Below are 19,117 nucleotides of genomic sequence, written 5' to 3'. Positions count from 1 at the left end.
GAGCGCAATCGTGCAACGGGTCCGGCCAGTAAGTGGCGCACCACACTGCTACTCGGTCAGATATGCACGGATAACATCCGGGAAATTGTTGTCTCCCGTGAGACCGAGTGCTTGTGCGCGCGAGACATCCCACATGCCAGGCCAGCTGCCAACGATCTTCTCGATATGCTCATCGCGCTGCCAGTCGATCCGGTTGACCGCATCGTCTCCAGCTACTTCACGCAATGCCTCGACCATTTCGTTCACACTGACTGACAGACCCGGCAGGTTGATAACTCGCTGGTCGCCGAGCTTCGTACGATCGATCTCACAGCCCGCGATGAGCGCTTCGATTGCACTCTTCGGCGACAACAGCCACAGGCGTGTCTCTCCGTCGACAGGGCATATCGAGCGCTCGCCCTTCAACGGCTCGCGGATGATGCCGCTTGCGAACGATGACGCTGCCGCATTCGGCTTCCCCGGGCGCACGCTGATAGTCGGCAAGCGCAGCACGCGCCCATCGATAAAGCCGCGTCGCGAATAGTCAGAGAGCAGCAATTCGGCGATTGCCTTCTGCGTTCCGTACGAAGACTGTGGATTGAGAGCAGTGTCGTCCTTCACAACATCGGGCAGTGCGCCACCGTATACCGCAACCGAGCTCGTAAACACGACGCGCGGCACGTGACGCGCCGCGCGCGACACTTCAAGCAACGCCCGTGAGGCGTCGAGGTTGATCTTCATGCCCAGATCGAAATCCGCCTCGGCTTGACCGCTGACAATCGCCGCAAGATGGAAGATTGCCTCCGTTTCCGCATCGATCAGGCGTTCCAGCACGGCGCGATCCGAGATGTCACCCACCTCGGCACGCACACGCTTGTCTCTGAGCAGAAGTTCGTCACTGGGTCGCGTCACATCAAGTAGCACGAGTTCGGTGATTGTCTTGCCATTTAGCTCCTTGCCTTCCAGCAAGCGCTTTGCAAGACGCTGACCGAGAAAGCCAGCACCGCCTGTAATCAGGATTTTCATGCGGGTTGTTCCGTATGTTTCAGAGGTAAAGGTTGAGCAGGCAGAATCTCTCGAACGTGCCGGCCTTTTGGCCGATATTCACAGTCGATTCGCCCGATGTCGGTTTCGTGCTTATCGAACTGGACAAGCCAATGCCATCACAGTGTCTTCAGTGCTTTCGCAAAGAAGTCGCTCGTGCCGAAGTTGCCAGATTTAAGCGCAAGCGCGAGAGGCGCTTCGTCGTCGTTTCCGCCAATGGATTGCGTCGCCGGGACGCCCGGATCAATCTGCGGCCCAATGCGCAACGAACGTACATCGAGTGCCTGGACGACCGCGCCTGACGTCTCACCGCCCGCAACGACAAACTTACGCACGCCTTCGTCACGCATCCTGCGCGCGACTGCCGCGAGCGCATCTTCGACAAGGCGCCCTGCTTTCTCGACGCCCAGTTCACGCTGTACCGCCTTCACTTCTTCGGGTGACGAAGTCGCGTAGATCAGAACAGTTTCATCGCTGCGAAAGTGGTTGCGCGCAAATTCAACCGCACGCTCGACAACAGGCTCCCCGCGCGACAGTGCAATCGGATCGATTCGAAACGCAGGCCTCGAAGCACACCACTCTCCGACCTGCACGTTGGTCGCTTTCGACGCGCTGCCCGCGAGCACCACGGCCTTGCCTGTGATTTTGGGCAGATCGGCCGCATGTCCAGTGTTCTGAAGGAGCCTCGCTGCGCGGAAATTGCGCGGCAAGCCGAGCGCGATGCCGGAGCCGCCTGTGATCAACGGTAAATCGCGGCACGCTTCGCCAAGCACGTGGAGGTCCGCATCGGACACAGCATCGGCAATTGCCAGACGTACGCCGCTCTGCTTCAGTTCGCCGATACGTGCGCGGATTGCGTCCGCGCCGTTCGAAATCGTGTCGTAGCTGATCAACCCGATCTTCGACTCGGTCTGACGCTGCAGTACGCGCACGAGATTGGCATCGGTCATCGGCGTGAGCGGATGATTTTCCATCCCCGATTCGTTGAGCGGCACGTCGCCGACGAACAGATGGCCACGGAAAATCGTGCGGCCGTTCTCGGGAAACGCCGGACACGCGATGGTGAAATCGCTTTTCAATGCGTCGAGCAAAGCATCCGCGACGGGGCCGATGTTACCCTTGTCGGTCGAGTCGAACGTCGAGCAATACTTGAAGACGAACTGTCGGCAACCCTGAGCGCGCAGCCATTCGAGCGCATTGAGCGACTGGCGCACGGCGTCGCCGACGGGAACCGTACGCGACTTCAGTGCGACAACGAGCGCATCGGCATCGATCGGCGCGCGCGCCGCCGGAACGCCGATGGTCTGAACCGTACGCATGCCGCCGCGCACGAGCATGTTGGCGAGATCGGTTGCGCCCGTGAAATCGTCGGCGATACAGCCGAGCAGTGCCTGCGCCATGCCTTTACTCCCCAATCCGCTGTTCGGTTGCCGGATCGAAGACGACCGCTTTTGACGTATCGAAGATCAGCGTCGCATTCGAACCCGGGTGAGGTGACGCGGCGGGATGGACGCGGCTGACAATGCGCTTGCCATTGATCTGGGCAAACACGAGCGTATCGGGGCCTGTCGGCTCCACGACATCGACACGGACGTCAAACGCCTGCAGCGCGCTACCGCTTTCACCATGCGCACTGCGCGCATCGCTGATACGTTCGGGCCGGATTCCGACGATCACCTCGTCGCCGATCTGGCTGCGAAGCGATTCCGACGGCAAACGCAGGACACCGCGCGCGACGCCGGTATCGATCTCGATGCCCAATCCCGCACCTTCGGCCACGAGTCGGCCCGAAATGAAGTTCATCGGGGGCGCGCCGATGAAGCCCGCGACGAAGAGATTGGCCGGTGTGTCGTAAATCTCCTGAGGCGGCCCGAATTGTTGGACCACGCCGTCTTTCATCACGGCGATGCGGTCTCCGAGCGTCATCGCCTCGATCTGGTCGTGGGTCACATACACGATGGTTGAATTCAGACGCTGATGCATCAGCTTGATCTCGGATCGCATTTCGATCCGCAGTTTCGCATCGAGGTTCGATAGCGGCTCATCGAACAGGAACAGCGAAGGATCTCGGGCGAGCGCCCGTCCCATCGCCACGCGCTGCCGCTGACCGCCGGACAGCTGCCCCGGCTTGCGATCGAGCAGATGCCCGATCTGCAATGTTTCCGACACGCGATCGACGATACGCGCCTGCTCGTCCTTCGCTACTTTGCGAATCTTCAACCCGAACGAAATGTTGTCGCGAACGCTCATCGACGGATAAAGCGCGTACGACTGGAACACCATCGCGATGTCGCGATCCTTAGGTGACAGCTCGTTGACGCGCCGGCCGCCGATGCGAATTTCGCCGTCAGTGACGCTGTCGAGTCCCGCGATCATATTGAGCAGCGTCGACTTCCCGCAGCCCGATCCGCCGACGAGAATCAGGAACTCGCCGTCGTTGACGTCGATATTGACGCCCTTCAGCACCGCCGCGCCATTCGAATAGCTCTTGTGTACGTTGTCGATCGAAAGACTTGCCATCGTTATCCTCTTAACCTTTCACTGCCCCCGCCGTCAGGCCGCGCACGAAATAGCGCCCCGCCAGCAGATAGATGACTAGTGTCGGCAGCGCCGCGATGATCGCCGCCGCCATGTCCACGTTGTATTCCTTGGTGCCCTCGGACGTATTCACGAGGTTATTCAGTGCGACCGTGATCGGCATGGAATCCGCACCGGCGAACACGATGCCGAACAGAAAGTCGTTCCAGATCTGCGTGAATTGCCAGATCAGGCACACCATCAGGATCGGCAACGAGACCGGCAACAGCACGCGCGTAAAGATCGTGAAAAAGCCCGCGCCGTCGATGCGTGCGGCTTTCACGAGTTCCGAAGGCACGCTCACATAGAAGTTGCGGAAGAACATCGTCGTAAAGGCGATGCCATAGATCACGTGCACGAACACGAGGCCCACTGTCGAATTGGAAATGCCGAGCGCCCCTTCGAGTCGCGCCATGGGCAGAAGAATCGCCTGGAACGGGATGAAACAACCCACCATCAACATCCCGAACAGCGCATCCGCGCCGCGAAAGCGCCACAGCGTCAACACGTAGCCGTTGAACGCGCCAATCAGCGTCGACAGCAGAACGGCCGGAATCACCATGCGCACCGAGTTCATGAAGAACGGCTGCATGCCTTCGCAGCGCACGCCTGTACATGCCTGCGCCCATGCCTTGACCCACGGCGCGAGCGTCCACTGCGACGGCAGCGTCAGCAGATTACCGGTACGCAGTTCGTCGATCGTCTTGAACGAGGTGCTGAACATCACATACATCGGCACCAGAAAGTACAGTGCGAACAGCACCAATGCGGCGTAAATGAGTACGCGGCTAACTCGAGCATTACCTTGCAAGACGCGCGCTCCTGGATTCGAGATACATGAGCGGAACGAGCACCGCGACGATGGTCGCGAGCATCATCATCGACGCGGCTGCGCCGACGCCCAGTTGTCCACGGTTGAAAGAGAAGGTGTACATGAAGATCGCCGGCAAGGACGACGAGGTGCCGGGGCCGCCCGCCGTCAACGCGACGACGAGATCGAAGGTCTTGATCGTGATATGACACAGGATCAGCAGCACCGAAAAGAACACCGGCCGCATGCTGGGAATCACGATCTTGCGGTAGATGGTTGGCAGCGTTGCCCCATCCACCTGCGCAGCCTTGAAGATTTCTCCATCGACACCGCGCAGACCAGCGAGAAAGAGCGCGGCGGCAAAACCGGTCGACTGCCACGCGGCCGCCAGCACGATGCAGAAGATCGCCTTATCGGGGTCGCCAAGCCAGTTGAACGTGAAAGCCGTGATGCCGAAATCGTGCATGACCTTGTTGATGCCCGAATCCGGATTGAGAATCCATTGCCAGGCCGTTCCGGCGACGATCGAAGAAAGCGCCATCGGATACAGATAGATCGCGCGCAGTCCGCCTTCAACGCGGATTTTCTGATCGAGCAGAATCGCCAGCAGCAGACCAACGCCGACGCAGATGGCGATAAATGGAATACCGAACCAGCCAAGATTCGCCGCCGAAGTCCACCACACTTCATTGGCGAATAGCTCCCGATACCGGCCCACGCCGACGAGGGTATAGCGCGGCAGCAGACGCGAATTCGTGAACGATATCCATGCCGTCAGGCCGATAAAGCCGTAGACAAACACGAGGCTCACGACGATGCTCGGCGCGAGCACGAGCTTCGGTAGCCATAGATCCGCGCTGAAAGTGGCGCGCGTAGGATGCGGCTCGCGGTGAAGGCGAGCGCGTTCGACACTGCTCACGGGTGCTCCTGATCTGAACGCGTGATGGTTGGAGCGCCGTAGCGCTCCAACGAACCCTTAGTTAGCTTTCGCGGCAGCGGCGAGAGCCTGCACGGCGCTCTTGCTGTCTTCGTTCGAATGGATGAACTTCGTCACGACATCGGTCATCGCACCCGCCACCGCTTCGCTTTGAGCCATCCCTTGCGCGAGCGACGGCACGATCGTGTTTGCCTTGATGGCCGCCTGTTCATCGGCGTACGAGCGCTTTGCGCAATCGTCGAACTTGTCCATCGGAATGCCGATGCGTGCCGGAATCGAGCCTTTGTACAGACTGAACTGCTCCTGGAAATCCGGCGCCATCACAGCCTTCGCGAGCACGAGTTGTCCGGGCGTGGCCGTCTTCTGGCCGTTCACGCTAAAGAACGCGAGCGAGTCCGAGTTGAACATGTAGGTGCCCGTCGTGCCCGGACGCGGCACACAGACGTAGTCCTTGCCCGGCACCTTGCCGGCGCGTGCGAATTCGCCCTTCGCCCAATCCGCCATGAACTGCATGCCGGCCTTGCCGTTGATGACCATCATGGTAGCGAGATTCCAGTCACGCCCGGTCGTGCCGTTGTCGAAGTACGTCGAGATTTTGCGGACCGTATCGAATACCTGCACCATCTTGTCGGAAGTCAGCGCTTTCGGATCGAGGTCGATGATCGCCTTCTTGTAGAAGTCCGCGCCCTGCGAGAGCACTACCCCTTCCCATAGGTTGGTGTCCTGCCATGGCTGGCCGCCATGCGCGACCGCGATATAGCCAGCCGCCTTCATCTTGTCCGCCAGCGCAAAGAATTCCGGCCAGGTGGTCGGCGGCGTCCCACCCACCTTATCGAGCACCTCTTTGTTGATATACAGCCAGTTCATCCGATGAATCTCGACGGGTACGGCGACGTAGTGCCCGTCGTACTTCAGAAACTTGCCGACCTGCGGCGGGATCAGCTTGTCCCACCCCTGAGTAACCGGGTCGATATCGACAAGTACACCCTGATCGGCCCAGTCGTGGATGGACGGCCCTTTCAGTTGTGCCGCCGACGGCGGATGTCCCGCCACGACATTGGTTTTCAGGACCGTGAGCGCGTTGGTTCCAGAGCCGCCCGCTACGGCAAAGTCCTTCCACGTCACACCCTGCTTTTCGACGTCCTGTTTCAGCACGCCAACCGCTTTTGCCTCGCCCCCCGAGGTCCACCAATGGAGGACTTCAACCTGGTCCGCACTCGCCGATGCGCAGAGTCCGCTCATCAGCAGGAGCACGGCTGCGCGCGCCCAGGAACTGGAAATTTTCGTCATCGTTTGTCTCCTCGCTTAATGGTTACGCGACCGCCGTACCGCTTACCGCCGACAGCCGCGACTCACTCCGATCTGCACTACTAGAACTGGCCCAACGCCTTGCCTTCTTGTCCGTTTCAGTACGCCGGGCCAGTGATTGCCGCCTACTGATCGCCCCAACGGCCAACGATCTGCTCCTGCACGCCGAGACCTTCGACGCTCAGCCGCATCACATCGCCGGGTTTCAGGTACTTCTCCGGCTTCATACCGAGTCCGACACCGGGCGGCGTGCCCGTCGTGATCACGTCACCGGGCTCCAGCATCACGAATTCGCTGATGTAGGAGACGAGCTTGCGAATCGGGAAAATCATGTCGGACGTCGACGAGTTCTGGATCCGCTTGCCGTTCAACTCCAGCCACAACGGCAGGTTCTGCACGTCTTCAATTTCGTCGCTGGTGACGAGCCACGGGCCGAGCGGCCCGAAGGTCGGCGCCATCTTGCCTTTGACCCATTGGCCGCCCTGTTCGAGCTGGAACGCACGCTCGGATACGTCGTTGCATACGCAGTAGCCCGCGACATAACTCAGTGCATCTGTCTCGCTGACGTTGTGCGCGCGCTTGCCGATCACGAATGCGATCTCCACTTCCCAGTCCGCCTTGGTGGACTTCAGCGGCAGCAGCACACGGTCATTCGGCCCGCTGATACACGAAGGCGCCTTGTTGAAAAGAATCGGCTCGTTGGGAATCGGCGCATTGGTTTCAATTGCGTGCTGCACGTAGTTCAGGCCGACCGCGATAAAGTTGCCGGGGCGTGAAATGCACGCGCCGATGCGCGGGTTTCCCTCGACGACAGGCAGCGTCGCGCCGTCCACCGCGCGAATCTTCTCGATGCCGTTTTCAGCGAAGAACGCCGGATTGAAATCGCTCACATGCTTCGACAGATCGCGAAGCTTGCCGTCCTTATCGATCAGACCAGGTTTTTCCTGTCCGACGTTACCGAAACGTACCAGTTTCATGATGGTTTCCGTTATGCAAAGGTGAAGACGGATCAGCGCGCTTTGCCCAGCCTGCTGATCTCGAGGGTATAGGTCTGTGCCGACTCGCCTGCCGCCGCGCACTGGGTCCAGTCGATCGTATTCAACACGCGGACCGTTTCGCTCGCGCCGTGTTCGGTCGTGCATTCGATCAGCAGCACGCGCGACGGCACCGCAAATACACCGCCGCGATGTTGTGCTTCGGTGGTCTTGACGTTGCTCGCGTCAGTGTCCGCGACGAACAGATGCGCGGCCACCACATCGGGCCGCTTCAGAATGCGCGGAAATAGATCTTCGGATACGAACTCGATGAGCCGTGCGGCCGAATCGTCTTGCACTCGCAATTGCAGCGTGATCGCGTACGCGCCGGTGCTTTCTCCACGTGAGTGTTCAATCTGACAGATGGAGCGCGCGGTATTGCGGAAGTGCTTGACGTTGGCTTGCGTTGCGGGCGTCGGATTGTTCAGACGCTCGAGATAGGCGGGGCCAGTCAGCGTATCCAGACCGGCGGCTTCGTAAACCGTCAACCATTCGGGCGCCGCGCTGGCGCCGCGATAACGCCGGCCGCGCAGAAAGCCGTCAAGAGACAGACGCTCGGGAATATGTTCCTTGTTGTGCCACTCATAGAAATCCGTCCGCGCTTTCTCATCGACATCGTTCCAGATCAGAACGACCGCAGAACCCAATAACGACATGATCAATGCCTCCCGTTCCGGTGAACGCGGTTAGCGAATATGAAAGAACTCGAGAATTGCGTCGATCTGTCCCGAGTGCATATCGACGCCGCTAACGACCGGACAGCCGTACTGGCGTGCGTGCGCGATCAACGCTGTGGGACTCTCCGCCGGGCGCAACACCACATCGCCGACGATGACCGAGCTATCGAGCGGACCGATATCCACCGGCATGCCGTCGCCGTCGCGCATACCGACCACCGACGCGTTGATGATCAGATCCTTGCCGACCACGCTCGCCGGCCCGGCGTGAACATCGCAATGGCGCGATTCCTGTGCAAGCAGTCGGGCCAGCGTCGACGCGCGCGCTTCATCCTTATCGAACAGCGCAATTTCCTTCACGCCCGCGTCCATCAACGCGCCTGCGATTGCGCTGCCCGCACCGCCGCATCCGATCAACAGCGCGCGCTTTCCGCCGACGCGATGTCCGTGCGCGAGCAGACCACGCACGAACCCTTCACCGTCGAACATATCGCCGAACCAGCTACCGTCCGCGTCGCGACGTAACGCATTGACCACGCCGACCCGCTTCGCCCGCGGATGCACGCGATCGGCAATCGCGAGAGCGTCGGCCTTGAATGGCGCCGTCACCAGCACACCGTCGAGATTGCGAAGCTTCAGCAACGCGGGAAACACGTCGTGGATGTCGGCAGCGGCGATGTGAACTGGCACCAGCACGGCATCGATACCCGCCTTTGCCAATTGCTCGCAATACACTTCAGGAGAGCGCACCTGAACAATCGGATCGCCGACGATCGCATACAGGCGCGTTTTGCCGCTAATCGAAGGCAGCGCGTTCATGCACGGCTCCGATACCATTCGGCGACGCGCTCGGAGCGATAGCGACATTCCTTGCGCGATGTCTCTTCGGCGATGCCCATCAGCCCCGGCGCGAAGATACGCGCATCCATCTCACGCAGATCCGCTGCGACTAGCGTGCGGAAATCCATCTGCCCGAAGATGTCGCGCTCGATATCGATACCCGGCGCGACTTCGATCAACTCCAGCCCTGATGCGCCGACCCGGAACACTGCCCGCTCAGTTACGAACAGCGCCGAATTACCGCGCTTGTTGGCGAGCGCCGCGTTGTAGCAGATCTGCTCCAGCGAGCGGACGAACTTGCGATGCCGCCCTTCCTGCACGATCGTTGCACGCCCATCGTTCCACTGCACGTCGAGCCCGCCGGCCGTCAACGTGCCGCTGAAGATCACGCGTTTCGCGTTCTGACTGATATTGATAAAGCCGCCGACGCCGACGATCTTGTCGCCGAAGCGGCTGATATTGACGTTGCCGTGCGCATCGACCTCGGCAAACGAAAGAAACGCGAGATCAAGGCCACCGCCGTCATAGAAATCGAACTGTGACGGCTGCTCGATCATCGCTGCGAAGTTCTGCGCGCCGCCGGAATCGCGCCCGGTGATCGGCGCGCCGCCAATCAGCCCCTGCTCGTTCGTCAGCATCACGGAATCGAGCAGACCCTCCTCGGCCGCAACCGTCGACAGACCGGTTGAAATACCCGCACCGAGATTGCAGACCGCCGATGGATACAGTTCCATCGCCGCGCGCCGCACGATGACCTTGCGCGGCCCGAACGGCAGCGGTTTGATTTCGCTCAGCGGCACGCGCAGTTCACCGGCATAGCTCGGGTCATAGTCCGTCGCGTAGGTTTGACGCTGCTCCGCTTCGACGACCACGAAGTCGACCAGAATGCCGGGAATCTTCACCTGCTTCGGCGGCAGCGTGCCGCTGCGCGCCATTCTTTTGACCTGCACGATCGTGATGCCGCCCGCGCGACGCGTGGCCTGCGCCATCGCGATCATTTCGCCGAGCACCGCCTCCTGTTCCATCGTGATGTTGCCGTCCTCGTCGGCGGTCGTGCCGCGCAGGAACGCGACGTCGATCGGGAAAGGCTTGAAACGCAGCCATTCTTCGCCGTCCAGCTGGATCACTTCGACCAGTTGCTCTTCGGTGCGCGGGCTCTGCCGCGCGCCTTGCTGACGAGGATCGACAAAGGTATCGAGACCTGTCTTCGTAATCAGCCCCGGGCGGCCGCCGGCCATTTCGCGCATCAGTTGGGACAGCACGCCTTGCGGCAACGTATAGGCCTCGATGCGGTCCTGCGCGGCCATGTCGAGCAGTCCCGGCGAGTCGATCAGCGCGCTGGTGATCGCACGCTTGAGCAGGCCGTCGTGAGCGAGATGACTCGCGCCGAGCGCCGCGCGGTCGCCGATGCCGACGACGCTGATCGACGTGAGATCGCGCGGCTGCTGCTCCGCGAGGAAGCGCCGTTCGACCGCGGCAAGCAGTGCTTCGGGGACCGCGTGTCCCCCGCCCGATCCGCTGATCACGACCGAGTCGCCGGTGCGCAGCAGGTTTGCCGCTTCGTCAGAGGTAATTCGTTGCATAAGAATGTCTGCGTTCGCTTGAGGTTGGAAAGCCCCGATATCGTGGCTCGCTGAACCCAATGTAACCGGTCTCATTAAAACCTGCAACGGCCGGGGTGGCATTCCAGGGAAGACCCCTATTTTTTCGTCTTGATCCGTATATTCACGAAATTTTCAACAAATATTGTTGCTTGAAATGAAATGTAACCGGTATCATTGGTGCGTGCCGATTCAATGAATCATGCGGTTCATGTCGGCCCGCTCACAGGTTTTGCCATCGCGCAGGCCTACCCCAACCGCTCTGCAGGAGTTAGAAATGGCAATCACAGGTGTAGAAATCGGCGACGAATACCGGTTCGCGAAGACGGTCGGCGAAACCGACGTGACGTTGTTCGCCGGCCTGACGGGCGATTTCAGCGATACGCACATCAACGAGCAGTACATGCAGGAGAAGTCCGCGATCGGCCGGCGCATCGCGCACGGCGCGCTGCTGGTCGGCTATATGTCGACGGCGTCGACCATCAGCATCGCGCACATCATCCACCGGACCGATCTGGATGAATTCCCGGTATCGGCCGGCTACGACCGCATCCGCTTCATCAAGCCGGTGCTGCTCGGCGACACGGTGACGGTCATCTACCGGGTCGCCGAAATCGACGAAGAGAAGCGCCGCAGCACGGCCGACATGGAAGTCATCAACCAGCACGGCGAAGTCGTCGCGGCTGGCCGCCATCTGATGAAGTGGGCGAAAAAACTGTCTAACAAAAGCTGACCTTCGCACGGTCGTTCATGCCTGCACCGCAGTATCGTGGCGCGGGCTTGGCCCGTTTATCGGGTCGGTATAATCGCGGAACTAGCGCAATCGACTGAGTCACGCATGGTAAAAGCGAAAACGACGACTGAAGACACTAGCCACGGAAAGAAGGCGCGCTCATCAGGCGTCACCCTGAGGGACGTGGCCAGATTTGCTGGCGTGTCTTCGGCGACGGTGTCTCGGATGATGAATACGCCGGAAATCGTATCGGACGAACTCCGGGCGCGCATTACCGCTGCGATCAACCATCTTGGATGGGTGCCGCATGCCGCCGCGCGAGCGCTTGCGACACAACGCACAGGCACGATCGGCGCAGTCTTCCCGACTGTGTCGAACGAACATTTCGCGACGGCGATTCAGGAGCTTCAGGATGCTTTGGAAGCCGCGGGGTACACGCTGCTGCTTGGCTGTTCCCAGTACGACATCCACCGCGAATACAATCAGGTTCGCAACATGCTTGAACGCGGCATTGATGCCATCGTGCTGGTGGGCGAGTCGCATCACCCCGATCTCTATCCGCTACTGTCGCAGCGACAAGTGCCTTTCGTCAACTCGTTTACTTTTCGATCCGACAGCGAAAATCCGTGCGTCGGTATCGACAATCACAAGGCGTTCTTCAATTTCACGACCTATCTGCTTGGTCTCGGACATCGACGCTTCGCGATGTTGTCCCAGACCGCGGATTCAAATGATCGTGCATTGGCTCGCAGGGAGGGTGTGCGCGACGCACTGGCGGAGCACGGTCTCGGCATCATCGCAGCACATATGGTTGAAGGTTTCTGGGGCGTCCGCGTCGGGCGCGACCTTTTCTCGAAGGTCATGAGCACGCCTCAACCGCCGAGCGTCATTATCTGCGGGAACGGCTCGTTCGCCATCGGCGCAATGCTCGAGGCGATGCAACACGGTTACGAGATACCGAAAAACCTCAGCATCGTCAGCTTCGACGACTTCGAAATCATGTCGGAACTGCCCATTCCGATCACGACCGTCGGCGTTCCCAGCGCCGAAATCGGCCGCACCGCGGCGAAGATGATTCTCACCGAGCTTTCGGGCAATGAACACGCGACAAGCATCGAGTGCGAGGCGCAGATCATCATCCGTGCGTCGTCCGGACCGCCGCCTCGCACCAGGAATACCCGCTAGGTCATGCGACCGCGCAACCTCGTGCAGCCTCCAGGATTTCGTACCACTGCTCCCGCTGCAATTCCAACTGCAATCCTTCCAACGCATCGCGCAGAGCGTCCTCCCGCCGGCTACCGGTAATCACATACGGACAGCCTGGCAGTCGAAAAATCCATGCGTAGGCCACGGCAAGCCAACTGTGCGCACCGCATTGCTGCTGAATCGACTGCATCACGGTGCGAACACGAGCGGCGACCGGGTCCGTTTCGGAAAACAGACGGCCACCGCCAAGAGGTGACCAGATCATCGGGGACACGGCGGCCTGAGATAGAACCGCAAACATGTCCTCTTGCATCGCCGCACTTGCAAATGGAGAAAACTCGATCTGATTGGTGGCAACGGCAGTCTTGGTGCGAAGCAGATCGAATTGCCGCACAGAGAAGTTCGACACGCCGAAAGCCCGTATCTTCCCCTCCTCCTTCAGAACCTGAGCAACCTGTGCAACCTCATCCATGCAAGCAAGGAGATCCGGGCGATGAATCAGGAACAGATCGAGATAGTCGGTTTTCAGGCGCTTCAAGGAACCCTCAACGGCCCCGCGCAAATAGCCGGCTCCCGAGTCGTAGTGCTTGGTGCGCACGCCGCCCGCAGAACCAGCCAACCTGATGCCTGCTTTGCTGACAATCTGCACCCTCTCGCGTAGTCCCGGATTGGCTGACAATACATGGCCGAAAAGCGTTTCGACCTCTCCGCGGCCGTAAATATCGGCATGGTCGAAAGTTGTAATCCCCAGATCCAGACAGGTATCGACGAAATCCGAGAGCTCGCCCGCAGACATCTTCCAGTCGAGAACTCGCCACATTCCCGCGACTACGCGCGAAAAGCCTAGCGATCGAAGGGTGTCCACACGGGCACCACGGCTCTCAGAATTACTCATCCTTACGTCTCCAATGTAAACGCTTTCATTACAGCAAAGCTATCATAACCAGAATAGCAGCATCGTTCTTCTATGCGAAAGCAAACGGCATGATACATAAATTCCCTGGGTCACGTTGGTTTTTCCCAAATAGACGTTGCCGCATGATATGAGACCGGTTACATTAGGAGCCGACTTAGATAGTACTCAAATTCATGGAAGGAGACACAATGCAGTCCGACATCGCTGCGGCCACGCACTCGACGAAACGCTGGTATCGCGAGATTACGGCGGCGCAATGGCGCGTGCTCATAGCCGCCTGGGGCGTGTGGGTCAACGACGCGCTCGACTTTCTCGCCATCACTTTCGTTTTGCGTGACATCGCCCGCGCTTTCGGGGTCTCGCTGGACACGGCCTCATTACTGCTTCTTGCAACTTATGGCGTGCGCTGGATCGGCGGCCTGCTCTTCGGCGGTCTCAGCGATCGGATCGGCCGCAAGATCCCTCTTCTGATTACCTTGACGTGGTTCACCGCGGGCGCGGTCGCAACTGGCCTCTCCTGGAACTTCATGTCGCTGGCGGTGTTCCGGTTGTTGCTGGGTTTCGGGATGGCGCCTGGCTTCTCGCTCGGCGCTGCGATGGTCGCGGAGTCATGGCCGGAGCGATACCGGGCCATCGGTATCGGTATTCTCGATACAGGCTGGGGCGTAGGGGCTATTGGTGCCGCACTTGCCTATGAATTCGTTTTCCCCGTGTTTGGATGGCGCGGCATGTTCTTCGTTGGCTTGCCGCCGGCACTACTGCTCGCGCTTTTTATCATCTTCTTCGTGCCTGAATCCGCTGCCTGGAAAGAAGCGCGTGCAAAGTCGGACACCCAAGGCCGGAAGAATCCTGTCCTGCAGTTGTTCAGCCGTTACCCCGGCCGCGTCGCCTATCTCGCGCTGCTGATGTTCGTACTGTGCTTCGGTTCGTGGCCATTTCAGGCGCTGCTGCCCACGTACCTGCGATCGCTCGAACTTCCGGCGGCTTTCGTCAGCTCGGTAGCGATGGCTTCGGCGGTCGGCCAGATCTTTGGTTTCGTGGCGTCTGGATTCATCGCTGAACGGCTCGGCAGACGTCTGGCCATTTCGCTGATGATCGGCCTGGGCGCGATATGCGTTGCGGGCGTCGTTGCAATGGCTAACAGCATCCTTCCCGCTCTGGCGTGCGCCTTCCTGAGTGGATTCTTTCTGGTCGGATCGTCGGGAATCTGGGGCACGATTTTGACAGAGAACCTACCTCGGGACGTTCGAGCCTCCGGCGTCGGCTTTCTCTATAACTTCGGCGTGATTGGTGGCGGGGTCGCACCGTTCATCGTTCTCTCGACCATACACCGGCTTTCCATGTCCATGGCCTACGGCATCGTAGTGTTCACGATCGGCGCGGCACTCCTCGGCATGGTTCTTTTGCGCTTTGCGAGGGAGACCAAAGGCCTCAATCTTTCCCAGATCGATCAGGAAACACAGGCAGTTCAAACGAGTTGAAAAGTAGTTAACCACAAACGAGGACCGCAAGTCCTTGCATCCAATGGAGGAGAAGACCTGATGAAAGTACGGACGAATGTAGCGATGTTGCTGGCGGCGGGCACTGGCCTGTTCGCCATCCAGGCATCGGCTCAGAGTAGCGTCACCCTGTATGGCGTGGTCGATACCGGCCTTGGTTATCAGTCGAGTTCGACGTCGCTGGGCTCGACCTCGGGGGGCCGTTCAGCCGTCAAGATGATCAACGGTGTGTGGGCCGGTAGCCGCTTCGGCCTGAAAGGCTCCGAAGACCTGGGCGGAGGTACGAAGGCGATCTTCACCCTTGAAGAGGGTTTCAATAGCGCTACGGGCGCGCAGTCGGTGAACGGCGTGATGTTTAGCCGTCAGTCCTTCGTGGGTGTCACCAACGATACCTATGGTTCGCTGACGGCGGGCCGCCAATACGCGTCGTACTACCAGCTTCTGTCGCCCTATAGTCCGACGACGTGGCTTACGGGCTTCTACGGCGCACATCCGGGCGACATCGATGGGCTCGACACGGACTTCCGTGCGAACAACACGCTGCTGTATATGTCGCCGACGCTCTACGGCTTCAAGTTCAGCGGCTCCTATTCGTTGGGGGGCGTGCCGGGTAGCGTGAATCGCGGTTCAACGTGGACGGCGGCGATTCAGTACGCCCAGGGCCCGGTCGGCCTGGCAGTCGGGTTCTCGCGCATCAATAACTCGACGCTCGGCGGTGGTCCGTTCGGTCCGGACTCGACGACATCGAATGCCGGTGCGCAGATCGGGGTCTCGGCGCTCACCAACGGCTACCAGACGGCTCAGGCGCAGCAGCGCCTTGCCGTGGGCGCCGGTTATACGTTCAGTAGCCAGTTCGACATCACGGCAATTTACTCGAACGTGCAATACATTCCGGGCGTCGGCTCGTCGTTCCGCGACCAGGCCATCTGGAACACGGGCGGCCTGGTGCTGCATTGGAAGCCGGTCACGGTGTGGGACTTTGCCGCAGGCTATAGCTACACGCGAGCAACCAGCGCGAACGGCATTGCCAGCGCCGCCTCCTACCAGCAGTTCAACCTGTCTGAGTACTACAACCTTTCGAAGCGCACCGGCCTCTATGCACTGCAGGCCTATCAACGGGCGGGCGGCCAGACACTCGGCTCTAACGGCAAGTCCATCATCAATGCAACGGCGACACTCGGCGATGGCTTCAATTCGACGCCGTCGTCATCTCGCAGCATGGTGGGTATTGGCGTCGGTATCGTCCACAAGTTCTGATATCTGACTCACTCAAAGAGAGGCCGCGCATTTAAAGCAAGATTGCGCTGACTGGCTGCATAGTCCTCGCAGACAGGCTGTTTGCCGTCTCGGTGGCCGATCATGCGGATGGCTTAAGCGAGCCGAGAGCATGATCGGTCTTTAGCCGTTGGAGCGATGAATGGCGTGTTAAGGTAGCGTGCGAGAGCGCGACCTATTCGGCCCGGATAGATCCGGGCTTTTTTTTGGCGGCGTTTGCAGCACTGATGTCCGGTCACCTCCCAAAGTGACGCCATCTGGCGAATGAGCATCATCGCCGCTTGCGGGCTTCAAAGCCAATGCGTGTCCGCAGGCTAGAACTACCTGAACGTGCGCCTGCTCTATAGAAATCCGCGAGAGCGTACCTTGCTAATGTAAATGGGAGATTGTCTACGGAATCTCAGCGGACTACGCCAGAAAATCGATCGCTTACGATGTCCGATACCGGTGAAGAGTCGCGAAATTGCAATCGGAAGCGCCTCGGTGCGCTTAAGGAACCCTGAGACCGCATATCGTGATAACGCATGAGTGCCTGTATGTGGCGCACGGCCACCGCCGACGTCACCACAGTCACAATCTGGACTCATGTGATCATGCGATCAATCCTACTGCGCGCGAGGCAGGTATGCAGCAATCAGAGCTTCAACCAAAACTGATGGCACTCCGCTGTTACAAGCCGGAGTGCCCATAAGTCACATCTAGTATGATCGACCGCTTGCGGGCTTAGTTGCCCAAAAGTCGCAATGATGCGCTGTAGTGATGTCTACGTTATTGCGGATAGGCGTTGCAAAAATCATCCCCGTACCGCCACCCGTGCTCACACTGTTCCAGGCTGGAAGCGAGGATCCATTCGGATTTCCGCTCACTGCGAAGTTGTGCAAATACTGTCGCATGGTAGATGACAGCGCCAAATTCGATGACGTTCGCTCAGAGTCTGCAAACTGGCTGAACCAGTAGGGATTGTCCGCAGAATGGAAGTTCCCCCAGGGCCCAAAGAACGAAAGCACGGGGCCCGGATAGCTTGATGATCCGTCAGGAATAATCTGAGCCTGATTCTGCTCCGCAAACTCGTAGCGCCAGATCGACGCCGAGTACTTCGACAGATTCTGAGCATCGATCATTGCACCACAGTACCACCCAAAATCGCCAACGGCTTCGGTGGTCGCATGAGTCGGATTTACATAGTTAGAGGCCGGATACAACTGCAAAATGTCTGCAGTTGTTGCAACAGGAAATTCAACATTGAGGGCAGTTGCTGCGGCCTGAGCATAGTTATCCGCGGTCAACGGTGCCGCCGCATAGTTCTTCGCAAGCAAACTGCGTTCGTTCTGCATGCTCCCAAAGATGATTGGCATCTTGTTGAATCTACCCGCCGCAAACGCATCAGACGTAGATTCAGTCAGAAATACCCCATCAACAACAGGAGCCCATGAATTGCTCGGAGCCGCCGCGTGCGTTCCACTACGAAAGGCGGCAAAAGGAATGTTGCGCAAACAGTCTAAAGTCGCTTGATCGGTTCCCGGGCAACCAAGTGCGGCCGCATCATTCACCCCCTGTTGCTCGGCATTGGCAAGCGAAGCGTCGCGTCGAACAGGCCCATTGCTAATGACCATAGCTTTCTGAAAAAGTCCTGCTGACGAAGTCGATGTCAGTTGAGCAGTCAGAGACATACCCCCAGCAGACTGACCAAAGACTGTGACATTTGTGGGATCTCCTCCGAAAGCGTCAATGTTAGTCTGAACCCACTTCATGGCCGCTTGCTGATCAAGTAATCCGAAGTTGGCCGGAGCCTTCGGATAAGCGGCCGTAATCGCCGGATGTGCAAAAAATCCAAGGCCTCCCAGTCGGTAGTTAATCGTCACAACGACAAAGCGGTTCTCTCCAGCCAAGGATGTGCCGTCCCAAATGCCGCCCGAACCATTAGCAAACCCACCGCCGTGTATCCAAAACAAAACAGGTAGCTTCTCTCCCGCCACGGCATCGGCCGGTTTCCATACGTTCAAGTAAAGGCAGTCTTCTTGAACCGCACAGCTCCCGCCTGGGGCCGTGGCCACCAAGGCCGAGCTTCGCTTCGGAGCTGGTTGAGGCGCTTGAAATCGCAAAGCTCCTACAGGAGCTGCCGCATAAGGAATACCTTGAAACGAGATGATATTGTTTGTTTTTACGCCCGAGACTTGACCTTCCTGAGTCATCGCGACTGCCGGGTCGGAACTTGCTTGCTGGGTCGGAGAGGTTGAATTGACGCCGCCGCCGCAACCATAGACCGTTACAAGCGCTGCGATGCATCCCACGGTAGCCAGTTTAGTGAAAGAGGATGTACGTACAGAACGCTTTTTTTCCAGATTCGACTTCATCGAACGGATTTCAGCCTCACGAAAATTCAAAATTGCCTCCTGATTGTGATTTTCAATGTGAAACGCTTAAAACATAGGTCGAATCCTTGCCGCCACATCGAATCGAACACCTCCTCCCGCCGGTATAGCCTCGGCCGCCGCCAGCACTAAACAAATACGCACCAGTAGCTCTGGTCGACAGGTTGAACGGTCGCAAGTAGACTGCCATTCTCTTCAACATCAAATAGGTTTAAGCAAACGCCGACGCAACTTGGCGACAAAGCACTGTTCAGTGTTGAGGGGGTTCGATGTCTTCGGAAATGGACATGGTGTGTGGCATGACCAGT

The 19,117-nt window shown here is 59.0% G+C and carries 15 protein-coding genes and 1 pseudogene; 4 read left to right on the top strand and 12 right to left on the bottom strand.

From position 1 onward, the window contains the following. Nucleotides 1-48: 48 nt before the first annotated feature. From denD to G3N58_RS22525, 10 genes and pseudogenes are all read right to left on the bottom strand, one after another. Nucleotides 49-1,005 carry a D-erythronate dehydrogenase gene (gene denD, locus G3N58_RS22570; protein WP_206000252.1) on the bottom strand — a complete coding sequence of 319 codons (957 nt, stop codon included), beginning with the start codon at nt 1,003-1,005 and terminating at the stop codon, nt 49-51. Nucleotides 1,006-1,142: 137 nt separating this feature from the next. After that, nucleotides 1,143-2,423, bottom strand: a complete 1,281-nt coding sequence (gene otnK, locus G3N58_RS22565) for a 3-oxo-tetronate kinase (protein WP_206000251.1) — start codon at nt 2,421-2,423, stop codon at nt 1,143-1,145. 4 nt (nt 2,424-2,427) lie between these two features. Further along, nucleotides 2,428-3,543 carry a sn-glycerol-3-phosphate ABC transporter ATP-binding protein UgpC gene (gene ugpC / locus G3N58_RS22560; protein ID WP_206000250.1) on the bottom strand — a complete coding sequence of 372 codons (1,116 nt, stop codon included), beginning with the start codon at nt 3,541-3,543 and terminating at the stop codon, nt 2,428-2,430. A gap of 10 nt (nt 3,544-3,553) precedes the next feature. Beyond that, nucleotides 3,554-4,333: a carbohydrate ABC transporter permease gene (locus tag G3N58_RS22555; RefSeq protein ID WP_206000279.1), complete on the bottom strand. Its 780-nt coding sequence runs from the start codon at nt 4,331-4,333 to the stop codon at nt 3,554-3,556. Nucleotides 4,334-4,400: 67 nt separating this feature from the next. Then, nucleotides 4,401-5,267 (bottom strand): annotated as a pseudogene (locus G3N58_RS22550) (sugar ABC transporter permease); the annotation flags it as partial. Nucleotides 5,268-5,387: 120 nt separating this feature from the next. Beyond that, complete coding sequence (locus tag G3N58_RS22545) at nt 5,388-6,638, bottom strand: ABC transporter substrate-binding protein (protein ID WP_206000248.1); 1,251 nt, start codon at nt 6,636-6,638, stop codon at nt 5,388-5,390. Nucleotides 6,639-6,781: 143 nt separating this feature from the next. Continuing rightward, entirely contained in the window at nt 6,782-7,633 is an 852-nt protein-coding gene (locus tag G3N58_RS22540) for a fumarylacetoacetate hydrolase family protein (protein ID WP_206000247.1), read from the bottom strand. A 32-nt stretch (nt 7,634-7,665) separates the two neighbouring features. After that, on the bottom strand, nt 7,666-8,346 hold the full coding sequence (locus G3N58_RS22535) for a DUF4286 family protein (RefSeq protein WP_206000246.1): 681 nt from the start codon (nt 8,344-8,346) through the stop codon (nt 7,666-7,668). 30 nt (nt 8,347-8,376) lie between these two features. Then, nucleotides 8,377-9,186, bottom strand: coding sequence for a ThiF family adenylyltransferase (locus tag G3N58_RS22530; RefSeq protein ID WP_206000245.1), 810 nt, complete (start codon nt 9,184-9,186; stop codon nt 8,377-8,379). Continuing rightward, nucleotides 9,183-10,790 (bottom strand): CoA-transferase, encoded by a 1,608-nt coding sequence (locus G3N58_RS22525; RefSeq protein WP_206000244.1) that lies wholly within the window; start codon nt 10,788-10,790, stop codon nt 9,183-9,185. The genes G3N58_RS22530 and G3N58_RS22525 overlap by 4 nt, the downstream gene beginning before the upstream one ends. 295 nt (nt 10,791-11,085) lie before the next feature. Here G3N58_RS22525 and G3N58_RS22520 point away from each other — a divergent pair, with 295 nt between their 5' ends. Both G3N58_RS22520 and G3N58_RS22515 read left to right on the top strand, forming a co-directional pair. After that, nucleotides 11,086-11,541, top strand: a complete 456-nt coding sequence (locus G3N58_RS22520; protein WP_206000243.1) for a MaoC/PaaZ C-terminal domain-containing protein — start codon at nt 11,086-11,088, stop codon at nt 11,539-11,541. 105 nt (nt 11,542-11,646) lie between these two features. Beyond that, nucleotides 11,647-12,726 carry a LacI family DNA-binding transcriptional regulator gene (locus tag G3N58_RS22515; RefSeq protein ID WP_206000242.1) on the top strand — a complete coding sequence of 360 codons (1,080 nt, stop codon included), beginning with the start codon at nt 11,647-11,649 and terminating at the stop codon, nt 12,724-12,726. A gap of 1 nt (nt 12,727) precedes the next feature. Here the strand turns inward: G3N58_RS22515 and G3N58_RS22510 are convergent, their stop codons facing one another. Beyond that, nucleotides 12,728-13,642 (bottom strand): aldo/keto reductase, encoded by a 915-nt coding sequence (locus G3N58_RS22510; RefSeq protein ID WP_206000241.1) that lies wholly within the window; start codon nt 13,640-13,642, stop codon nt 12,728-12,730. 209 nt (nt 13,643-13,851) lie between these two features. On the opposite strand from G3N58_RS22510, the gene G3N58_RS22505 reads away from it, so the two are divergent. Together G3N58_RS22505 and G3N58_RS22500 are read left to right on the top strand one after the other, a co-directional pair. Continuing rightward, nucleotides 13,852-15,144, top strand: a complete 1,293-nt coding sequence (locus G3N58_RS22505) for an MFS transporter (protein WP_206000240.1) — start codon at nt 13,852-13,854, stop codon at nt 15,142-15,144. Nucleotides 15,145-15,228: 84 nt separating this feature from the next. Continuing rightward, nucleotides 15,229-16,419 carry a porin gene (locus G3N58_RS22500; protein ID WP_241017209.1) on the top strand — a complete coding sequence of 397 codons (1,191 nt, stop codon included), beginning with the start codon at nt 15,229-15,231 and terminating at the stop codon, nt 16,417-16,419. Between the two features lie 716 nt (nt 16,420-17,135). Here the strand turns inward: G3N58_RS22500 and G3N58_RS22495 are convergent. Then, the gene (locus G3N58_RS22495) at nt 17,136-18,791 is read right to left on the bottom strand and encodes a carboxylesterase family protein (RefSeq protein WP_206000238.1); all 1,656 of its coding nucleotides are present in this window, start codon (nt 18,789-18,791) and stop codon (nt 17,136-17,138) included. Between the last annotated feature and the right edge of the window lie 326 nt (nt 18,792-19,117).

Source organism: Paraburkholderia sp. Ac-20342 (assembly GCF_017104985.1).
Classification (GTDB): domain Bacteria; phylum Pseudomonadota; class Gammaproteobacteria; order Burkholderiales; family Burkholderiaceae; genus Paraburkholderia.
The sequence above is the reverse complement of the archived record's forward strand: the minus strand, read 5'-3'. Positions and strand labels throughout refer to the sequence as shown.